Source organism: Afipia sp. DC4300-2b1, from assembly GCF_049895725.1.
GTDB classification, from domain to species: Bacteria; Pseudomonadota; Alphaproteobacteria; order Rhizobiales; family Xanthobacteraceae; genus Afipia; species Afipia broomeae.
In genome coordinates, this window is record NZ_JAFCSX010000004.1 from 490,113 (window position 1) to 509,332 (window position 19,220).

A 19,220-nucleotide genomic window follows, 5' to 3' on the forward strand; every position below is an offset into this window, starting at 1 on the left:
GCAACGCCACGATAGAGCTTGAGGGACATCACCTGCGCGCCGCGCTGGCGCTGCCATGGATTCGCGAGGACATCAGATGATCGAGACCGGCCAGGGCAAACGATCTTTCATCCGGACGAAGAGCCGGATGCGGCCGTTGCGGTCAATTGCTCTGATCGCGGCGGTGGTGATGCTGGCAACGCCGCAGGCGTTTGCGCAGTACAGCGGCATGAGCATGCGCACCGGGCCCAGCATGAATGTGGGGCCGCGCATCAACATCAATCCGACGATACGTTACTCGCCGAACATTCAATACGACGGATACAGCGATCCAGGGCCGCGTCCGCGCGTCATGCGGAATCTGGATCAGGGTGGGCCGGAGGACATTTCACCTCGTAAACGCCCCGGCAAGGCGAAGTCCACGTCTGCTGCTATCGACAATACCTACGTCGCGAAGGAAGTGCTGATCGAGATCGCGGGCAACCCGACCGATGCGCAGGTCGACGACATCGCGCGGCGCCATCGCCTGACGCGTGTTCAGTCCCAGAGTTTCGCGCTGACCGACAGCACGTTCTTTCGCTGGCGGATACCGGACGGCCGCTCGGTCGATGCCGTGGTGCGCGAACTGGTTGCCGGCGGCAACGTCAAGGCGGCGCAACGAAACAACATCTTCAAGCTGCAACAGAATGCAGCGCCGGGAGCCGCCAGACTCGAGGGCGATCCCGTGCAGTATGCACTCGCCAAGATGCGGCTGCCCGAGGCACACGCGCTCTCGGTCGGTGCGGACGTCACAATTGCCGTGATCGATTCAGGAATCGACGTCACCCATCCTGAACTGGCGGGTGTCATCACCGGCACGTTCGACGCGCTCAACAATGGCGAAGGACCACATTCGCACGGCACCAGCATCGCGGGCGTCATCGCCGCACATGCGCGCCTGATGGGAACGGCGCCGTCCTCACATCTGCTGGCGATCCGGGCGTTCGGTGACAAGAAGAGCGGTGCTGAAAGCACCTCGTTTCTGATCCTCAAGAGCCTGGACTATGCGCTCGCGAAGAATGCGCGGATCATCAACATGAGCTTTGCCGGTCCGCACGATCCCGCCATGGAGCGCGGTCTTGCCGCTGCCGCGGCCAAGGGCATCGTTCTGGTGGCTGCTGCCGGCAACGCCGGCGCGAAGTCTCCACCGCTCTATCCGGCCGCCGATCGCAACGTGATCGCGGTGACAGCCATCGACCAGTCCGACAAGCTCTTTGCCCAATCGAATCGCGGCAGTTACGTCGCCATCTCGGCACCCGGCGTGGATATTCTGTCGCCGGCACCCGACGGCAAATATCAGATGTCGTCCGGCACCTCGCTGTCCGCCGCTTATGTCAGCGGCGTGGCGGCATTGATGATCGCGCGCAATCCCGGGATTTCTTCTGCCGATGTCCGCGCCACATTGATATCGACCGCGCGCGACCTAGGACCCAAGGGCCGCGACGATCAGTTCGGAGCAGGGCAGGCCGATGCTTTCAGCGCAGTTTCGGCGGTCGCCCCGGCTCCGATGGCTGCGGCATCCGATAACGGCGACAAGCGCTGACGATCCCGCCGGATGTGAACCCGCCGCATCCTTCCTGCGACCAACTGCCGGCGACGAATTCCTCGTTTCCTGCAGCTGAATGGCGCGGGCGCCCATCCACCCTCGGCCGCGTGCCGTCGCCGGCAGGGTCGCGGTAGTCGCTTCGGGCCGCGATCAGGCGGCAGGTGCGTTAATACTTGCGTGTTCGTGAATTGTGCAAACGCCTGTCACGAAAGTTGCATGTATGTGTGGCACGGGTTGCGCTATCTGTTTCTCGTTGTTTCGGTGCTGCGTGAGTCGTGGCGTTGCTTGATGTTTGTTCAGAAGTGATTTTTAGAACTTTCCGGATTCGAAATGACCAATCCTGGCGACGCCCAGCAGGGGCGAAGTGTAGTGACGCGCTGGCGTATGCTCGCTGAGCGAAGGCTCAATTATCTGGTCGAACTTTATGAAACCGGGCGCTGGAAGGCCTATTACAGCGAGACAGAGTTTCTGAACGTCGTTCAGGAGGCCCGTGCGGCGCTGAAAACGTGGGAGCAGCTTGCGCCTCTCGATCCTGCTCAGGACAAGCCGGTCGAAGTGGCGATCGCGCAGGCTGTAAGTTCAGCCATTCCCGCGTCGCCTTTCGCAGACATGTCGTCAGCGCACAGCGTTAACGCCAAGGACAATCTGCGCAAAGCGTGAGGTTCCGTCTGCGCCGAGATCGGTTGTGACCGCCTTTGCATGATCGAGTCCGACGATCGCGCCGCCTCTGGATCCTGAGATCAGGTTGTTGCTGACCATCGCGGTGCCGGCTCCCGGCACCACCGAGACGCCGATGCCGACAAAGGCGTTGCGCAGCACGTTGCCGGTGATGGTCACGTCGCGGAGGTACTTGCCCCAGCCGGCCATGATTCCGAATGAGGGCGCGTTCTCGATGACGTTGCCGGTCACCGCGGCGTCCGCCTCCACCACGATGCCAATCCCGGCGTCGTCATCGGGCGCGGTGCCGATCGGGCGCTTCGGCAGGATATTCCGGATGACGTTGCCGTGGACGGTCGCGATGCGGCCGCCCTCGTTGAAATTCGCGACCGACACGCCGACCGCGCAGATATCGACGGTATTGTTGGCGATCACCGCGCCTTCGAACGCGAACTCCGAATAAAGCGCGACTTCGCGGACATTGCTGACGCTGTTGCCGGTGATCTGAATGTTCGAAGCGGAGTTGCCACGCACGGCGGAATAATCGCAGTTGCGGATGCGATTGCCGCTGACGATGACATTGCCGGCACGAAAGGCGTTAATGGCGTTGCCGTGCTGGCCGGAGCCGCCGGGGCCGGCCTTGATATCGTCGATGCGGTTGTTGACGACGATCGTGCCGTCATCGCCGATCGTATGCCGAAGGATTTCGATGCCGTTGTCGGACGCGTCCTGGATCGTGTTTTGTGCGGCGAGCAGCCCCATCGCATCGAACGAGGTGAACGCCGTATTCGCGGTCTTGCGGATGGTGTTGCCGCTGACTTCGCCCGCGATGCTTTCAAACCAGATGCCGTATCCGCCGCTGCCGACGATGTCGCAGTCCTGCACGCGGACATCGAGGCCGTTCTGGAAATGCACAAGTCCACGCCGGTCGGCCAGTTTGATGCCGGCGCCCTCAAGCGTAAGGCCGGTGAGGGTGATGCCGCTCGCACCCTCGCTGCCGATGAGCGATGCGCCGCCAGTAAACCTGAGAACGGTCGCGCCACGTATGCCGACGAGCTGGCCGCCATTCGGCACTCTCAAGGCGCCGGTACGATAGATGCCCGACGGCAGCGCCAATGGCATCTGCGCATTGGCTGCTGTATCGATAGCGCGCTGAAGTGTTTTTGTTTGATCGTCGGGACTGTTTGGCCGCACGCCGTACTGAGTCGCGTCACGCCCTAGTGTGGAGGTCAGCGGAGCCGCGCGCGCAGGATCAGGCGTTGCCGCCAGCGCACCTGCCGCCGCGCCGGCGGCAGTGGCGTTGATGAGACTGCGGCGATTGATGTCCATGCGATGCTCGGCCTGACAGCGTCCCAGGTTCACCTGAACGCACAGTAAGACCTAATGCAGGAATGCAGCGAACGATGCCCGCCCGCGCGAATTTGCCCGCGATTGTCGGTAGTAGGGTTAATGGAATGGAGCCGCGGGAGCGATCAGATCGGCTTGTTGTGCGGCGTAAACAGGCGGCCTTTCTCGACTACGACCACAACGAGAAGCGCGACGACCGAACTCAGTACCCCACCCACCGCGAGGGGGACCAGAGTGCCGTTATAGGTCTGCCCGATGGCCGTCCCCACCCCGATTCCGATCAGGGTTGTGATCGATCCGAACAGGGATGAGGCCGTTCCGGCGATATGTCCCTGAGGCTCCATCGCAAGCGCGGAGAAATTGGAGAACATCAATCCGAACGAGAACAGGCTGGCGGTGGACAGGATCATGAACAGAGTCAGGGACAGCCAGCCGACGAGCGCCGCAACCAGCATCACAACGGCAACGGCCAATTGGCCGACGAGGGCGCTGTGCGAGATCATGCGCATGCCGTAGCGGCCGACGATGCGCGAATTGAGGAAACCGGCAACGGCGATACCGATCGCGATTGCGGCAAAGGCCAGCGGAAAATAATGACCGAGCCCGTAGATACCCGTGAAGATCTGCTGCGACGACAGAACGTAGCCGAACAGAATCCCCTGTATGCTGCCGGCAGCCAGTGCGTAGCCGAAGGTTTGCCGGTTCGTCAGGGTCTGAAGGAAATTCTTCGCCACCTCGCGGGGAGTAAGCGATTTGCGCTCGGTGAGCGGCAACGTCTCCGGCACGCGGATGACGATCCAGCTCAGCGTGAGCAGGCCGTAAATCAGCAGGACGATGAAAATGCCATGCCATTCAGCGAGCAGCATGATGGCCTGGCCGAATGACGGGGCGATCACCGGAACCGAAATGAAGATCATCATCGCAAGCGACATCACGCTCGCCATCCTGCGGCCGCTGTAGCAGTCCCGCACGATGGAGGTGGCGATCACGCGCGAGGCGGAGGTGCCGAGACCCTGCAACGCGCGCGCGAGCAGCAGCGTTTCAAAGGACGGCGCGACGATCGCCAGCAGACTGGCGATGCCATAGACGATCAGACCGCCGAGCAGGATCGGTCGCCGTCCGAAACGGTCCGACAGCGGGCCCATGATGAACTGCCCGGCGCCGAAGCCGGTCAGGAACACCGACAGGACTGCCTGGGCGTGGTTGACGTTGCTGAGGTGAAATGCCGACGACACGTTCGGCAGGGCCGGGAGCATCAGGTCCAGGGCGAGCGGGTTAAGCGCCATGATCGCGGCCACGATGGCGACGAACTCGCGAAAGCCCATGGGGCGATGGGTCGATGAAACCCAGGCATTGGCGCTGGTATCGGTCATGAAGCGTGTCTCGTGAGGCTAAGAGCACAGCTTACGGAGCGATATTGCGCTGCACAACTTAGCTTCCGGTATGGCTGCCAGACGGATTTGCGGCCAAAAACCCGGCTGCTCGATGTCGCGCCAGACGTGCCATTTCCATCAGCATGGCTTCGCCCGCATCGACCAGGTGCTCAAACGTCATCCGGCCCGGCGCCTGGCGCCCGGTGGGACTTCGAGGCACAAGCGGAACATGGACGAAGTTCGCGAGGCGAGGGCCGCCCTCAACATGGGTCGCCTCGATCGCCCGCCAGCTCAGATAATTGCAGAGATAATATCCTGCGCTCAGGGAGGGCCGGGCATCCACGCCTGTCAGTTGCGCCGCGCGCAGCAGACGGTGCGTGTGCGGTCCGAATCGCCGTGTGGAATCTGAATTCGCCACGATGGTGCGGCTTCGCACCTCCGTGTGTTCGGCATCGGGCCATATCTGGGTGACGGTATTGCGGGCGCGCGTTTCGATGCGCGCGAACGGCGTGCGGGTCGCGAGGCCGAACATCAGAAGCGCATCGGGGCGATGTGTTTCAATCAGCACCGGAAGCTGCCGATCCACCGCGCTGTACGTCACGGGAAAAATATGCCCGATCCGCTCGATGCCGTCGAACATGGGGCGGCGCAGGCGAAGCAGCCGCTCGACAAGTTTTTCGGTCGGATTGTAAGGAGCGCCCGGAAAGGGGCGAAAGCCGGTGATCAGGATACGCGGCTTCGCACCCATCATCGCTCCAGCAACGCTGTAATCGTGTCCGCAGCGACTGCGGGCGTCATGCGGCCGTTGGCCACTGCGGCTTCGGTTTGCTTGACCTTGGCGCGGATGACGGGATCGGAGCGTAGCCGCGCGTGGAGCCGATCCTCGAGGATGGTGTACATCCATTTGACCTGCTGTTGCCGCCGCCGTGTCTCGAAGTCGCCGCACGCGATCATGGCGGTCCGATGCGCGAGAATTTTCTCCCACAGCCCCTCGATCCCGTCGCCTGTCAGTGCGGAATAGGTGAGGACCGGCGGAAACCAGTGTTCCGAGCGCGGCGCGAGAATGTGAAGCGCGGCGTTGTATTCGGCAGCGGCCGCTTTCGCGCGTTTGAGATTGTCGCCATCGGCCTTGTTGACGGCGATCATGTCGGCAAGCTCGACAAGGCCCTTCTTGATGCCCTGCAATTCGTCGCCCGCGCCCGGCAACATCAGCGCCAGGAAGAAATCCGTCATGTCGCAGACCGCGGTTTCCGACTGGCCGATGCCGACGGTTTCCACCAGCACCACGTCGAATCCGGCGGCTTCGCAGAGCAGCATCGCTTCGCGCGTTTTTGCGGCGACACCGCCGAGCGTGCCCGATGACGGGGAAGGGCGGATGAAGGCATTGTCTTCGGCGGAGAGCCGCGCCATCCGCGTCTTGTCGCCAAGGATCGAGCCGCCGGTGCGCGCCGATGAGGGATCGACCGCCAGCACTGCCACCTTGTGGCCCTTGGCAATCAGCGCCATTCCGAGTGCGTCGATGGTGGTGGACTTGCCGACGCCCGGCGAGCCGGTGATGCCGACACGCATCGCGCTGCCTGTCAGCGGCAGCAATTCCTGAACCAGATCGCGCGCCTGCGCCTGATGGTCGGCGCGGCGGCTTTCGATCAGCGTGATCGCGCGTGCCAGCGCAGCGCGGTCACCGGAGCGAAGGCCATCGGCGAGATGGAGCGAGGCTTTCGGGGAAGCTGTCACCGGGGCCATACGCGGTGTTGTTTCAATCGCCGCTCACTCCGCCGCTTCGCTGGAATGCCCGAGCCGCACGTTGAGCTTGCGGATCAGTTCCTCGGCGGCGTCCGCGATGACCGTGCCGGGCGGGAAGATCGCCTCGGCGCCAGCCTTGTAAAGGGCATCGTAATCCTGCGGCGGGATCACGCCGCCGACGATGATCATGATGTCTTCGCGGCCGCGCTTCTTGAGCGCTTCCTTCAACTCCGGAACGGCTGTGAGGTGGGCCGCGGCGAGCGACGACAAGCCGAGCATATGAACGTCGTTTTCGACGGCTTGCCGCGCCGCCTCGTCGGCGGTGGCGAACAGCGGCCCGATGTCGACGTCGAAGCCGACGTCGGCGAAGGCCGACGCGATGACCTTCTGTCCGCGATCGTGACCGTCCTGACCGATCTTCGCGACCAGAATGCGCGGGCGGCGGCCTTCCGCATCCTCGAAGGCATCGATAAGAGCCTGCAATTTTTCGACCCGGTCCGACATGGTGGCGGCCTCGCGTTTATAAACGCCGGTGATGGATTTGATTTCGGCACGGTGACGACCGAACACCTTTTCCATCGCATCGGAAATTTCGCCGACCGTGGCCTTGGCGCGCGCCGCATCGATGGCCAGCGCGAGCAGGTTGCCGTTGCCTTCGCCTGCGCTGCGCGTCAGCGCTGCAAGCGCTGCATCGACGTCTGCCTGTTTCCGCTCGGAGCGGAGACGCGCCAGCTTGTCGATCTGCAGGCGGCGCACGGTGGAATTCTCGACCTTGAGAACGTCGATCGGTGCTTCATTTTCAGGCTTGTATTTGTTGACGCCGATCACAGCCTGCTTCCCTGCGTCGATGCGCGCCTGGGTTTTGGCCGAGGCTTCTTCGATCCGCAGTTTCGGCACACCGGCCTCAATGGCCTTCGCCATGCCGCCGAGTTCCTCGACTTCCTGAATATGCGCCCAGGCCTTGGCGGCGAGGTCGTGTGTGAGCCGCTCGACATAATAGGAGCCGCCCCACGGATCGATGATCCGCGTGGTGCCGCTTTCCTGTTGCAGGAACAATTGCGTGTTGCGGGCAATGCGCGCGGAGAAATCTGTCGGCAGCGCCAGCGCCTCGTCGAGCGCGTTGGTGTGCAGTGACTGGGTATGACCCTGCGTTGCGGCCATCGCCTCGATGTTGGTGCGAACGACGTTGTTGAACACATCCTGCGCGGTCAGCGACCAGCCGGATGTCTGGCAATGGGTGCGCAGCGATAGCGACCGTGGATCCTTCGGATTGAACGGCTTCAGCAGCTTGGCCCACAGCAGCCGGGCCGCGCGCATCTTGGCGACTTCCATGAAGAAGTTCATGCCGATGGCCCAGAAGAACGACAGTCGGGGGGCGAAGCGATCGACATCGAGGCCGGCGGCCAATCCGGCGCGGAGATATTCGACGCCATCGGCGAGCGTGTAGGCGAGTTCGAGATCCTGCGTCGCGCCGGCTTCCTGCATGTGGTAGCCGGAAATCGAAATCGAATTGTACTTTGGCATCTTCTGCGACGTGTATGCGAAGATATCCGAGATGATCCGCATCGAGGGAGCCGGCGGATAGATGTAGGTGTTGCGCACCATGAATTCTTTGAGAATGTCGTTCTGGATGGTGCCCGACAGTTTCTCCGGCGGCACGCCCTGTTCCTCGGCGGCAGCCACGAACAGCGCCAGGATCGGCAGCACCGCGCCGTTCATGGTCATCGACACGCTCATCTGGTCGAGCGGGATGCCTGCGAACAGCGTGCGCATGTCGTAGATGGAGTCGATGGCGACGCCCGCCATGCCGACGTCGCCAGAGACGCGCGGATGGTCGGAGTCATAGCCGCGGTGGGTGGCGAGATCGAACGCGACCGAAAGACCCTTCTGGCCGGCTGCGAGGTTGCGTCGATAGAAGGCGTTGGAATCTTCCGCCGTCGAGAAGCCTGCGTACTGTCGCACGGTCCATGGCTGATTCACATACATGGTCGGGTAGGGACCGCGCAGGAATGGTGCGATGCCGGGCCATGTGTCGAGGAAATCGATGCCGTTGAGGTCGGCTTCGCTGTAGCTCGGTTTGACGAGAAGACCCTCGGGCGTGAGCCACGGCTGCGCGTTGCCTTCGCTCGAAGGAGTCTGGACGCTTTCAAACGCAATCTTTGTGAAATCAGGGATCATAGTTTTGCTCTATCCAACTCACGTAGCAACGCCTCGCGTCTCGCAATCGCGTACTTGAGTTTCTCGTGCCTGTGTTCCTTATTAGTCGAAATAGGCCAGCCAAGATCCAAACCGGTTTCAAAGAGAATGATCAGCAAAGCCATGACAATTAGGTAAGCGATCGTAAACAAGCGACGACCTATCCACCATATTACAGCTCCTGCCAGTAAAGCAGCCGCGCATGAAAGCAGGATCGATCCGGAAGCAAAATGTAGTTTGAACGCAACGGCCAAACAAAGTAGTGCCAGCATTGGGATTGTGAGTACGGCACACGCAATGTCCTTAGCATTTAGATGAACCTGCATGGTACGCAGTGCGTGTAATTCACGATTGATCCGCCGCCGCTTGCGCGCAGCTTGGGTTGCTAAGACAATCTTGGGACCCGTAATATCTGTCATGAGTTATATCGCTCTCACGTATTATGGTCCGGATGCTGATAGCTGACAATGCTGCCCGTCTCGGCAGAACCCCATGATTCGGCTGTCGTTTTACCCGGCAAGTTGTGCAGATGGGCGACCCAGGCGAGCTTCGATTCAATGCCGATCTGATAGGTCGGAATCACGCGATCCGGGCGATCGAAAGCGCCGGTCAGAAGCTCGATCACCGAGCCGTTCAGCTTCCGATAGCTCAGCGGTGTTCCGCAGGCCTTGCAAAAATCACGTTCAGCTATCGATGATGAGCGAAACGTCCCTGGCATACCGTGCGTCCACGCGAAGTCGCCATGGGGAATTTCAACGAAACAGGCGAACGGTCCGGCCACAGCCTTCTGGCACATCCGGCAATGGCAGACGCTGATCCGCCCCGGATTGCTGTACGACGCAAAGCGCACCGCGCCACATTGACAACCGCCGGTCAGAACAGGAACTCGTTCCTTCATGGCTTCACCCAATTCGTTCGTAGGCCGCCCTGAGCGTTGCGAGGGCGTCGCCTCCCGCAAAGATGAAATCGCCGACGCCCGCAGCGCGTAGGGGGGCTTCGAGTTCGCCGGGCCGGCCTGCCAGATAGATATGCTTTGCGCCGGCGTCGTGAAGAGCTTTCGCTGCGGCCACGGCACTCGCGGCATAGACCTTGTCGGACGAGCAGAGGCAGACGAGCGCTGCGCCTGACGACTTGAAAGCCGCAGCGAGCGCCGCCGGATCGGAGAAGCCTTCGGTATCGATGGCCTCGATGCCGCCGGTCTCGAAAAAGCTTTTCGCGAAGGTCGCCCGCGCAGTGAAATCGGCAGCGGTGCCGAGATTGGCCAGAAACACCTTTGGGCGCTTGCCGGTCTTCGACATCTGATCGGAGCGATCGCGCAGCGCCTCGAAAGGTGCTGCGAGCCGAATGGGCGCGAGCGCATCGAACCGGATCACGATGTCATCCGGCGACAGCCCCGTCACCGGTTTGGCATCGAGCACGGCCGGTGTCTTCTCGTGAAGGTTCGGAAACTCGCTGGCTCCGGTCAACACATCCTTGCGCCTTGCGATATTGACGTCGCGCGCGGCGCGAACTGCGGCCACTTTGCTTTGAATGATGTTCTTTTCGAGCGCGGCAAACGGGCCGCCGGCCTTTTCGATATCCTGAAACTGCGTCCATGCGGCTTCGCAAAGCTGCCTGGTGAGTGTTTCGATTCCGCCCGATCCTGCGGCCGGATCGGAAACCTTGTCGAGATTGGATTCTTCCAGCAGCACGAGCTGGGTGTTACGGGCGATACGGCGTGCGAATGCATCCGGCAGTCCGAGTGCCAGCGTGTGGGGCAGAACATTGATGCTGTTCGCGCCGCCAAGTCCCGCCGAGAACGCTGCGATGGTCGCGCGCAACATGTTCACATCGGGATCGCGCTGTGTGAGCATCCGCCACGCGGTGTCCGCGGCAATGAAAAGCGGCTGTGGGGTAAGTCCGCAGCTTTGCTCGACCCGCGCCCAGAGCAGACGCAGCGCACGGAATTTCGCCATGGTGAGAAACTGATCGGCGTCGGCGCTGAGGCGGGCGTAAACCATCCGCCGTGCGTCGTCGAGCGGAATGCCGGTCGCTTCCAGCGCGCGCAGATAGGTGATGCCAACCGCGAGGACGTAAGCCAGTTCCTGTGCTTCCGAACCGCCGGCGTCGTGAATGACACGGCCATCGGCCGGCGCGAAAGGACCCTGAAAGCCCAGCTTCGCAAGCTTCGCAATCTTGTCGCCAAAAACCTTCGCGATGGAGTCCCACGGACCGTGGCTGCTGCCGCGTACTCCGCCGCCGCCAATCGGATCGAGACCGAAGCGGACGTGCACAGCCGCGGGGGAAATTTTTCGGGCAGCAAGCAACTCGGCCAGATGCTGCCCCATGTCGCGCGATTGCGGGCCGATCTCGAACTCAATGCCGATGCCGGCGTCGAGATACACGCCGTCGAGTGCGCGTTCCAGCGCTTCCTTGGTCGGCGGCAGGCCATAGCCGCGCGCGCCGTTGGCTCCGGCGAAGACGAGCGTCAGACCGGTGGCGCCGTTCTCGAGATCATGCAGCGCCTGCGCGTTAGCGCTCGCTGCATCGGGATGATCCACCCGCTGCATGATCTGCCAGGGGCTGCCTGCGGGACGCGCGGGAATGGCGGTCGCATTGCGGGCACGCTCGTAGATCGGATCGATCCGCAGCCCGTCGTAGGTCTTGCCCACCAGCTTATCGAATGGAGCACCCTTGAGAACCCCGTCGGCCAGCTTCCGCCAGTCATCGCGAGTGGCAGGGGCGAAATCAGCCGCTAAGGTCAGGGCATCGGTTTTAGTGGACATTCAGAAGGTTAGCTCCCGGAACGCTATTGGTTGACCGGAAAATGCCATGTGGCGGCGCGCAAGCCAAATGGTTGTTTCAGGCGTTTATTGCAAATCAGGCAAGCGTTCGATGCCATCGGACGAGAGCCGCGCGAGAGCCTGACGCGGGGTCTGCCCCGCGATCGGGCGATCCGGTGCGATTTCGGTTAGCGGCACCAGTACGAAGGCCCGTTCGAACAGGCGAGGGTGCGGCAGCGTCAGCTCCGGCTTGTCGAGGCGGACGTCGTCATATGCGATGATGTCGAGGTCCAGCGTGCGCGGCCCCCAGCGCCGCTCATTGGCCCGGTCGCGGCCAAACTTCTTCTCGATCTTGTGCAGCGTGAACAGCAGCGCATGCGGATCGAGGCTGGTCTCGATTTCGATGCAGGCATTGACGAACGGCTCCTGATGTTCGTCGCCCCACGGCGGCGTCGCATAGTCCGAGGAACGCGCCACGAGGGCGGCCTGTGTCATGCCGCAAATGTTGGCGATCGCCTTGGCGAAGGTGGCGCGGACATCACCAACATTGCCGCCGAGAGCAATCAGGACGCTCGCCATGGTTGTTTCAAGCCCGCGTGCGGGTAATGACGACGCCGACATCGTCGAAGATCGCGGCGATTGGTGCGTGCGGCTTATGGACCGTTACCTTGACCGCGCTGATGCGGACGAAGGCTGCAAGGATCGCTTCCGCCACTGCGCCTGCCGCCCGCTCCAGGAGATAGTAGTTGTGACCTTTGAAGGCTGCGCTCGCGGTCGCCACCACGTCCGAATAGGACACCGTGTCGGCGAGCTTGTCGGTGCGGGAAGACTCTGCGAGATCAATGGATAGTTCGAGGTCGATCACGAACCGCTGGCCGACTTCAGCCTCATGGTCCATAACGCCGTGACGGGCGTGGATCAAAAGTCCCCTGATGAAAATTACGTCGCTCATCGCTTGTCCTCAATTGCCGATGCCACGCGCAGGGCCTGTATCGTTTCCGCCACGTCGTGCGCGCGGATAATTTTGGCGCCGCGCTGCGCCGCCAGCAGATGCGCTGCAATGGATCCGCCGAGCCGCTGATCCGGTTCGGACGGGCTGACCGACGCGATGAAGCGCTTTCGTGACGCGCCGACCAGCAACGGAAGGCCGAACTGGCTCAAATCATCGAGTCGCCCCAGCGCGATCATGCTTTGCTCCGGTGTTTTGCCGAAGCCGATGCCGGGGTCGAGCACGATGTTCTCCCGCGGGATATTCGCGTTGGCGGCGATGTCGAGCGAACGGGCAAAGAACGCCACCATATCGGCGACAATATCGATGGCGGGATCGACGCTGTCGCGATTGTGCATGACGATCACCGGCGCACCATGATCGGCGATCACCCGCGCCATATCGGGATCGCGTTGCAGGCCCCATACGTCGTTGGCGATCACCGCGCCGTTGCCGAGCGCCCATGCAGCTACCGATGACTTCATGGTGTCGATCGAGACCGGACTCCCGAGACGAGCGACCGCGGGCAGGATATCCCGTAACCGCTGCAATTCCTCGGCGGCGGTGACCGGTTGCGAGCCGTAGGGGCGGGTGGATTCCGCACCGATATCGAGGATATCCGCACCCTCGGCGATCATGCGTTTCGCCTGTACGAGGGCCCGGTCAGGCTCGATGAACCGGCCGCCGTCGGAGAAGGAATCCGGCGTTATGTTGAGCACGCCCATCACGGCGGGATCGCGCCGCACGAAAAGGGCCCGCAGCACCGGATGATACTGCGAGGCGGCCGGGCTTGATCGGGACGGGGCAGCCATCATGCGGTGGCTTTGCGCGGTCCCCGCTGACGAGTCAAGCGATGGCGGAGGGGATATGGCCCAAGGTGTCGGGGTCTGCCGGATTGACCGGAGCCGTGGGCCGGTCGTTTCAGTAAGAAATCTTCAGCGGCAGCTTGCGGGCGCGCTGGATCAGTTCCGCTACAGATTTGTCCGACGGCAGAACCTGAACCAGTTTACGCTTGTCGTTGGCTTCCTTCATCGCCTGCGCCAGCCGCTGGGGATTGCGCTGCACGAACTCGCGCACGGTGACCACGCCGGCTGCTCGCAGCAGTTCGGCCTTGGCCTTGCCCATCCCCTTGATGCGCATGCAGTCGGCGATATTCGCCCAAGCCAACAACTGCTGCTCGCTGAGGCCGGTCTTGGCGGCGAGCGCCTTGCGGCCCTTGGGCGTGCTGGCGCTGTCGAGCAGCGCAGCCGTCGTGCGAATGCCCTGTGCCTTGAGTTTGGCCAGGGCATGCGGACCCAGGCCGTCGATTTTAGAGAGGGGATACGCTGCAAGTGGATTGGACATGAGACTCGAACTTGGAAATGAATTCTTTACGCGAACTTGGAAAGGCCCGGGGTCTCGGCGATGATCGTACTCATTCCGTCCGCGCCAATTTTGTCGCGGCCAAACCGGAATAGTTCACGTCCCAGACTTTGAATCTCGTTCATGCCAAGACCAAAGCCCATCAGCTTGGCGCCAAGCGCCATCACACCGCCGCCCAGCATCCCCGCAAGACCGCCCGTGGAACCGGCAGCAGCGATCGCGGACTCGGCGCCTGGAATCTTTTCGATCAGGGCCCGCACTTGATCCACCGGCCCCTCCTTGCGAAGGAACCCCAAGATCGCACCGACGGCCTTTTCAGCCACAGCTCTATCGATGCCGGCTTTTGCAGCCAGAGCGTCAATCAGTTCGTCCATCAAATGCCCCGTGCCCTCCGGTTGATTGCCGGATATTTTGTTTGTGATTTTATCTTGAGCGCGTGCGTTGCGAATTACAAGCTATGCCGCTTTTGGAAACCGCAGTTTGGACGCAATCGATCGTGAAGTGTTGCAGCCATGCAAGGCCGTCACTGGTTTTACGAACATTTGCGGTGCTGAAAGCAATAATCGGGACTATCGCGGCTTCGAATTACGCGGTGAGGCCGTATTGGTTTCAACGCGCTGTCCGATTTGGAGCAACCTGCATTGTCAGGATGCCGAGACACGCAAGCAGAGAATTGACGGCGCGTGGTAAGTATTCACTCATTCGTAGCGTCCGGACGCCATATATAATGCAGCGCGGCATCGGCTTGTGCGAAGAGGCGCATTCTGCGGGTTGACCGGCAGGTTCCGTCCTGCAAGATCACGCATGACGCGCGGCCGTAGAGGCAGGCGCACGGAATCGAAAGCCTGCGAGAGGCGAGACATGGCCAAGAAGACGTCCAAGACCGTTTCTGACAAGGCTGCTTCCAACACGAGTGTTTCCTCCCCAAAGGCCGCCCCGGCTGCAACTCCAGCCAGTGGTGGAAGCGTTGCATCCGCGGACACCGACAAGACAATCTTCATCGGGAAGGGCGATCAGTCGGCATTTTTGACGCTCGGGCTTGCGAACCGGCATGGTCTCGTGACCGGTGCGACCGGCACCGGGAAGACGGTCACATTGCAGGTCATGGCGGAAGGCTTCGCACGCGCGGGTGTGCCGGTGTTCGCAGCCGACATCAAGGGCGACCTTTCCGGCATCGCGGAAGTGGGGGAGGCCAAGGACTTCATTCTCAGCCGTGCCAAGGATATGGGTCTGCAGTTTCAGCCGGATCAGTTCTCGACGATATTCTGGGAAGTGTTCGGCGAGCAGGGCCACCCGGTCCGCGCCACCGTTACTGAAATGGGACCGTTGCTGCTGTCGCAGATGCTGCAGCTCAACGACGTGCAGGAAGGCGTTCTCAACGTCGCGTTCCGCGTCGCCGACGAGCACGGCCTCGCGCTGGTCGATATGAAGGATTTGCGCGCCTTGCTTGATGCCATCGTGCCCGGCTCGGCGAAGGACGAAGACGTTGACCCGCTACAGGACATTCGCAAGGCCGCGCAGTCTTTCGGCAATGTCAGCAAAGCGACGGTCGGCACCATCCAGCGCCAGTTGCTGGTGCTGGAAAATCAGGGCGCGGACAAATTTTTCGGCGAACCCGCGCTTCAGCTCAAGGACTTTATGCGGACCGACTCCAGCGGCCGCGGCATGGTCAATATTCTTGTCGCCGACAAGCTGATGTCGAGCCCGAAATTGTATTCGACATTCCTGCTCTGGATGCTCTCGGAACTCTTTGAACAACTGCCTGAAGTCGGCGATCCGGCAAAGCCCAAACTGGTGTTCTTCTTCGACGAAGCGCATCTGCTGTTCGACGATGCCCCAAAACCCCTGATGGACAAGATCGAGCAGGTTGTGCGCCTGATCCGCTCGAAGGGCGTCGGCGTCTATTTCGTCACGCAAAACCCGATTGACGTTCCGGACAAGATTCTCGCCCAGCTTGGCAACCGCGTACAGCATGCGCTACGCGCCTTCACGCCGCGTGATCAAAAGGCGGTGCAGGCGGCAGCGCAAACCTTCCGGCCAAATCCAGCCCTCGACACGGCTCAGGTCATTACGGAACTGGGCAAGGGCGAGGCGTTGGTCTCTTTTCTCGAAGGTAACGGTACGCCCGCGATGGTCGAACGTGTGATGATCCGCCCGCCGACGGCGCGGATCGGACCGGTCACGCCGGACGAGCGCAAGGCGATCATGAATGCGAGCCCGGTCAAGGGCAAGTACGACACCGCCGTCGATGCGGAAAGCGCGTTCGAGATTTTGCAAAAGCGCCTGTCGAATACCGCAGCGCCGGTCGGCACGCCCAGTGCTGACGGACCGGAAGGCGGCGGCGTTCTCGGGCAGATCGGCTCGATTGTCGGGACGGTGTTCGGCACCAATACGCCGCGCGGGAAGATGTCGACCGGGCAGGTCATCGCGCGCAGTGTGACGCGTTCGGTGACCAACAAGGTCGCGGGCGATGTTGCAGCCAGCATCGGCAAATCGGTCGGCGGTTCGCTCGGCGGGTCGATTGGCCGTTCCATCGTGAGGAACGTGCTGGGTAGCCTGCTGCGGCGATGACTACTGCTGCCTGGCAAGCAGTTCGCGAAGTGCATCGATGTATGAATGGGTCCCTGCAAAGGACTCATTCTCTTCGAGGATCAGGATTTTTGCATCGCGTAAAGAGTTCAGATCTTTTTCAGCGAGATTGGTTTGCAGCCGGCGATAGGGCTGGCCGCCGTGCCGGCTGAGGTTCAGATAAAAATATGTGCTGAGCGCCGACAAGCAGTTGTCGCGTGCGAGGATTTCCGCTGGCAGGTGAGTGAAACTGCTGCCGACCACCGCGACATTCAGCTTGCTTGACGGATGGTCCGGGCAGGAGGCCGAGTGCTGAAATTTAACCTTCGGCGTGAGATAGGCTGTCGGTGGAAAAAACACATTGATCAGGTCTGCCAGTTCGCGATCGACGCCGCTGGTGACACCGGAAATGGTGTACGTAAAAGTGAACGGCGGCGCGAGGGTCTGGTTGGCCTGCCGGTTGATCTCTTCGGCAATGGCCGTCGCGGCCAAAGCACCGCCGATGTCGTTCCAGTGGGTCCCGCCCTGCGGGAACAGTTCAACCTCGTACTTTCCTCTCAAGGAATGGATCATGGTCGCAGTATCGACCACATTGATACCCGCCTCTCGGAGAAGGTTCACATATCTCGGAACGAACTCGGTCCTCGCCGCAGGCGTGCTCGGGCATGCCTGGAGATTCACAAAATAGTCCGGCAGGTGTGCCACCTTTGACGGTGTGATCAGATAAATGAAAACCGATCCGCGCGAGCGGTAATAGTCCTGAACCGCCTTGAGCTTGGGAATGGTCGCACGGGCCCGCGTCTCGACCATGCCTTCGGTGCGATTGCAGTAGTCGTCCAGATAGAATTGCTCGATCAGGTGTCCGTGGGCCCCGCGGACGACGCCGGGCAGTGTTAGTTCTCCGAACAGTTCGAATTTCAGCTCGTTATTGAAGCGCACCAGCAACGGACGGATCGGCAGCGCCTGGGTTACACGCTCGGTGATGGCTTTCTGCAGGCTGCCGTCAATCAGGGATGACAGCGACCAGGTCAGCGGCAACTGCCGTGTGACGCCGGCCAGCTTCGGCCCGATCTTGATTTCAAGTTTCGGATGATTTGGTGCAACGGCCAGATTCCATGCGGTCAACAGCGGCAGCAGCACGAGGAAAATGCTGAATGTGGCGCGGACAACGGGGTGTGAGAATGACGGCCGGTTCATGGCATCAGAACCTGAAATAGATAAATGGCTGGAACGGCACCGTCACCGAGCGGGCAATGGCAAAAACGTACAGCATCACGAGCGCCACCGCCGTCACAAGCCGCAGCCAACCGCGTGTCTTGTAGGCATTTCTGAGCGGCTCGAACAGCATCGTTGCCGGGAACAGCGAGATGATCACTCCGAGTGCAAGCGTGAACGGCACCTCCGCCGGAACAGAGATCGCGGTGTGGGCGGAAGTTGAGCCGAACAACGCAGTGAGGAAAGGCCCAAGATGGGCGGGCGATTCAGAACGAAAGATCGCCCAGCCGATCATGACAATAAACAGGGTCACCGCCGTTGCTATGAACGCACCGCAGCGGTCGAGAAGCCTCCGCAGGAACATCCGGTCGAGAGTCAGGAACAATCCGTTGTATGCACCCCACAGCACGAAGTTCCAGCTCGCTCCATGCCAGAGACCGGAGAGCAGGAAGCAGATCCACAAATTGAGATAGGTGCGGGCTTCACCCTCCCGATTTCCTCCGAGGGGGATATAGAGGTAATCGCGGATCCACGTGGTCAGCGAGATGTGCCAGCGCTGCCAGAACTCGGTGATCGAGCGGGAGGCGTAAGGCGAATTGAAATTTTCCCTGAGTGAAATGCCGAACATGCGGGCGAGGCCGATCGCCATGTCGGAATAGCCCGCGAAATCGAAGTAGATCTGGATCGTGAAACACGCCAGCCCGAGCCAGGCCATGCCTGGAGACAGTGTTGAAGGATCTACGGCAAAAACCTGCGTGGCGAAACTGCCGAGCGGATCGGCAATGAACAATTTTCTGCCCAGCCCGCGCGCGAAGCGCAGAAACCCTTCCTGAAAATCAGTCCAGACCACAGGGGGGGGATACGCAATTGCGTCGCGCATCTCATGGTATTTGAGAATGGGCCCGGCGAGTAGCTTGGGAAAAAACAGCACGAACAGGCAGTAGTCTGAAAACCGGTCGGCCGGTTTCGAGACGCCGCGGTAAGTGTCCACGAGATAGGTGATCTTCTCGAATACCACGAACGACACGCCGATCGGCAGCGCAATGTGCAGCAACGGAATGCGGCCGGCGGAAAAGGGCGCCAGGATGAGGTTGATGTTCGTGGCAAGAAAATCCGCATACTTGTAGAAAATGAGCAGGCCGAGATTGGCGGCAATCCCGGCGGCCAGTGCCAGCTTCCGCGTCCGGGCCGGATTTCCTTCGACGAGATGAAATGACAGCGCGTAGTCGATGGCAGTCGAGAGGAACAGCACCAGCACGAAGGCGGGTTCGCCCCAGATGTAGAACAGCGTGCTCGCAATCAGCAGCGTCCACTTCTTGGCCGATGCGCCGGTCAGAAGCAGATAGAACGCATAGAGCGCCGGAAAAATTGTGAGAAAAAGCGGTTCGTAGAAAAGCATATGCGATCGATGCTCGAGGGCACAAAAGCCGCGAGAAGCGTGATAA

At 61.3% G+C, this 19,220-nt stretch carries 19 protein-coding genes; 4 read left to right on the forward strand and 15 right to left on the reverse strand.

Annotated features, from left to right (window positions below; genetic code table 11):
* The first annotated feature begins 127 nt into the window (after positions 1-127).
* Together ACP7AL_RS18740 and ACP7AL_RS18745 are read left to right on the forward strand one after the other, a co-directional pair.
* A complete protein-coding gene (locus ACP7AL_RS18740) occupies positions 128-1,561 on the forward strand; it encodes a S8 family serine peptidase (protein ID WP_425993601.1) in 1,434 nt (477 codons plus the stop codon).
* Positions 1,562-1,894: 333 nt separating this feature from the next.
* Positions 1,895-2,224: a TIGR03809 family protein gene (locus ACP7AL_RS18745; RefSeq protein WP_425993450.1), complete on the forward strand. Its 330-nt coding sequence runs from the start codon at positions 1,895-1,897 to the stop codon at positions 2,222-2,224.
* On the opposite strand, the gene ACP7AL_RS18750 is transcribed toward ACP7AL_RS18745, so the two are convergent.
* The 13 genes from ACP7AL_RS18750 to ACP7AL_RS18810 form a co-directional block, all read right to left on the reverse strand.
* Entirely contained in the window at positions 2,180-3,550 is a 1,371-nt protein-coding gene (locus ACP7AL_RS18750) for a TIGR03808 family TAT-translocated repetitive protein (protein WP_425993451.1), read from the reverse strand. The genes ACP7AL_RS18745 and ACP7AL_RS18750 overlap by 45 nt on opposite strands.
* A 143-nt stretch (positions 3,551-3,693) precedes the next feature.
* Positions 3,694-4,941, reverse strand: coding sequence for a multidrug effflux MFS transporter (locus ACP7AL_RS18755; protein WP_425993452.1), 1,248 nt, complete (start codon positions 4,939-4,941; stop codon positions 3,694-3,696).
* 58 nt (positions 4,942-4,999) lie between these two features.
* Positions 5,000-5,689 carry a pyroglutamyl-peptidase I gene (locus ACP7AL_RS18760; protein WP_425993453.1) on the reverse strand — a complete coding sequence of 230 codons (690 nt, stop codon included), beginning with the start codon at positions 5,687-5,689 and terminating at the stop codon, positions 5,000-5,002.
* Positions 5,689-6,684 (reverse strand): methylmalonyl Co-A mutase-associated GTPase MeaB, encoded by a 996-nt coding sequence (gene meaB / locus ACP7AL_RS18765; protein ID WP_425993454.1) that lies wholly within the window; start codon positions 6,682-6,684, stop codon positions 5,689-5,691. Before meaB ends, ACP7AL_RS18760 begins: the two co-directional genes overlap by 1 nt.
* 24 nt (positions 6,685-6,708) lie before the next feature.
* Positions 6,709-8,862: a methylmalonyl-CoA mutase gene (scpA, locus tag ACP7AL_RS18770; protein WP_425993455.1), complete on the reverse strand. Its 2,154-nt coding sequence runs from the start codon at positions 8,860-8,862 to the stop codon at positions 6,709-6,711.
* Positions 8,859-9,299: a hypothetical protein gene (locus tag ACP7AL_RS18775; protein WP_425993456.1), complete on the reverse strand. Its 441-nt coding sequence runs from the start codon at positions 9,297-9,299 to the stop codon at positions 8,859-8,861. Before ACP7AL_RS18775 ends, scpA begins: the two co-directional genes overlap by 4 nt.
* A gap of 14 nt (positions 9,300-9,313) precedes the next feature.
* Positions 9,314-9,778, reverse strand: coding sequence for a GFA family protein (locus tag ACP7AL_RS18780; RefSeq protein WP_425993602.1), 465 nt, complete (start codon positions 9,776-9,778; stop codon positions 9,314-9,316).
* Positions 9,779-9,782: 4 nt separating this feature from the next.
* A complete protein-coding gene (locus tag ACP7AL_RS18785) occupies positions 9,783-11,645 on the reverse strand; it encodes a methylmalonyl-CoA mutase family protein (protein WP_425993457.1) in 1,863 nt (620 codons plus the stop codon).
* Between the two features lie 84 nt (positions 11,646-11,729).
* Positions 11,730-12,221 (reverse strand): 2-amino-4-hydroxy-6-hydroxymethyldihydropteridine diphosphokinase, encoded by a 492-nt coding sequence (gene folK, locus ACP7AL_RS18790; protein WP_425993458.1) that lies wholly within the window; start codon positions 12,219-12,221, stop codon positions 11,730-11,732.
* 7 nt (positions 12,222-12,228) lie between these two features.
* The gene (folB, locus tag ACP7AL_RS18795) at positions 12,229-12,594 is read right to left on the reverse strand and encodes a dihydroneopterin aldolase (RefSeq protein ID WP_006019806.1); all 366 of its coding nucleotides are present in this window, start codon (positions 12,592-12,594) and stop codon (positions 12,229-12,231) included.
* Positions 12,591-13,445 (reverse strand): dihydropteroate synthase, encoded by an 855-nt coding sequence (gene folP, locus ACP7AL_RS18800; protein ID WP_425993459.1) that lies wholly within the window; start codon positions 13,443-13,445, stop codon positions 12,591-12,593. The genes folB and folP overlap by 4 nt, the downstream gene beginning before the upstream one ends.
* A gap of 106 nt (positions 13,446-13,551) precedes the next feature.
* Entirely contained in the window at positions 13,552-13,974 is a 423-nt protein-coding gene (locus ACP7AL_RS18805) for a DUF4332 domain-containing protein (RefSeq protein WP_006019808.1), read from the reverse strand.
* Positions 13,975-14,000: 26 nt separating this feature from the next.
* Positions 14,001-14,366 (reverse strand): DUF2267 domain-containing protein, encoded by a 366-nt coding sequence (locus tag ACP7AL_RS18810; RefSeq protein WP_425993460.1) that lies wholly within the window; start codon positions 14,364-14,366, stop codon positions 14,001-14,003.
* A 106-nt stretch (positions 14,367-14,472) separates the two neighbouring features.
* On the opposite strand from ACP7AL_RS18810, the gene ACP7AL_RS18815 reads away from it, so the two are divergent.
* Together ACP7AL_RS18815 and ACP7AL_RS18820 are read left to right on the forward strand one after the other, a co-directional pair.
* Positions 14,473-14,682 carry a hypothetical protein gene (locus tag ACP7AL_RS18815; RefSeq protein ID WP_425993461.1) on the forward strand — a complete coding sequence of 70 codons (210 nt, stop codon included), beginning with the start codon at positions 14,473-14,475 and terminating at the stop codon, positions 14,680-14,682.
* A 171-nt stretch (positions 14,683-14,853) separates the two neighbouring features.
* A complete protein-coding gene (locus ACP7AL_RS18820) occupies positions 14,854-16,563 on the forward strand; it encodes a helicase HerA-like domain-containing protein (protein ID WP_425993462.1) in 1,710 nt (569 codons plus the stop codon).
* Here the strand turns inward: ACP7AL_RS18820 and ACP7AL_RS18825 are convergent, their stop codons facing one another.
* Complete coding sequence (locus ACP7AL_RS18825) at positions 16,564-17,757, reverse strand: alginate O-acetyltransferase AlgX-related protein (protein ID WP_425993463.1); 1,194 nt, start codon at positions 17,755-17,757, stop codon at positions 16,564-16,566. It abuts the gene before it with no gap.
* Between the two features lie 4 nt (positions 17,758-17,761).
* A complete protein-coding gene (locus ACP7AL_RS18830) occupies positions 17,762-19,174 on the reverse strand; it encodes an MBOAT family O-acyltransferase (RefSeq protein ID WP_425993464.1) in 1,413 nt (470 codons plus the stop codon).
* Positions 19,175-19,220: the final 46 nt, after the last annotated feature.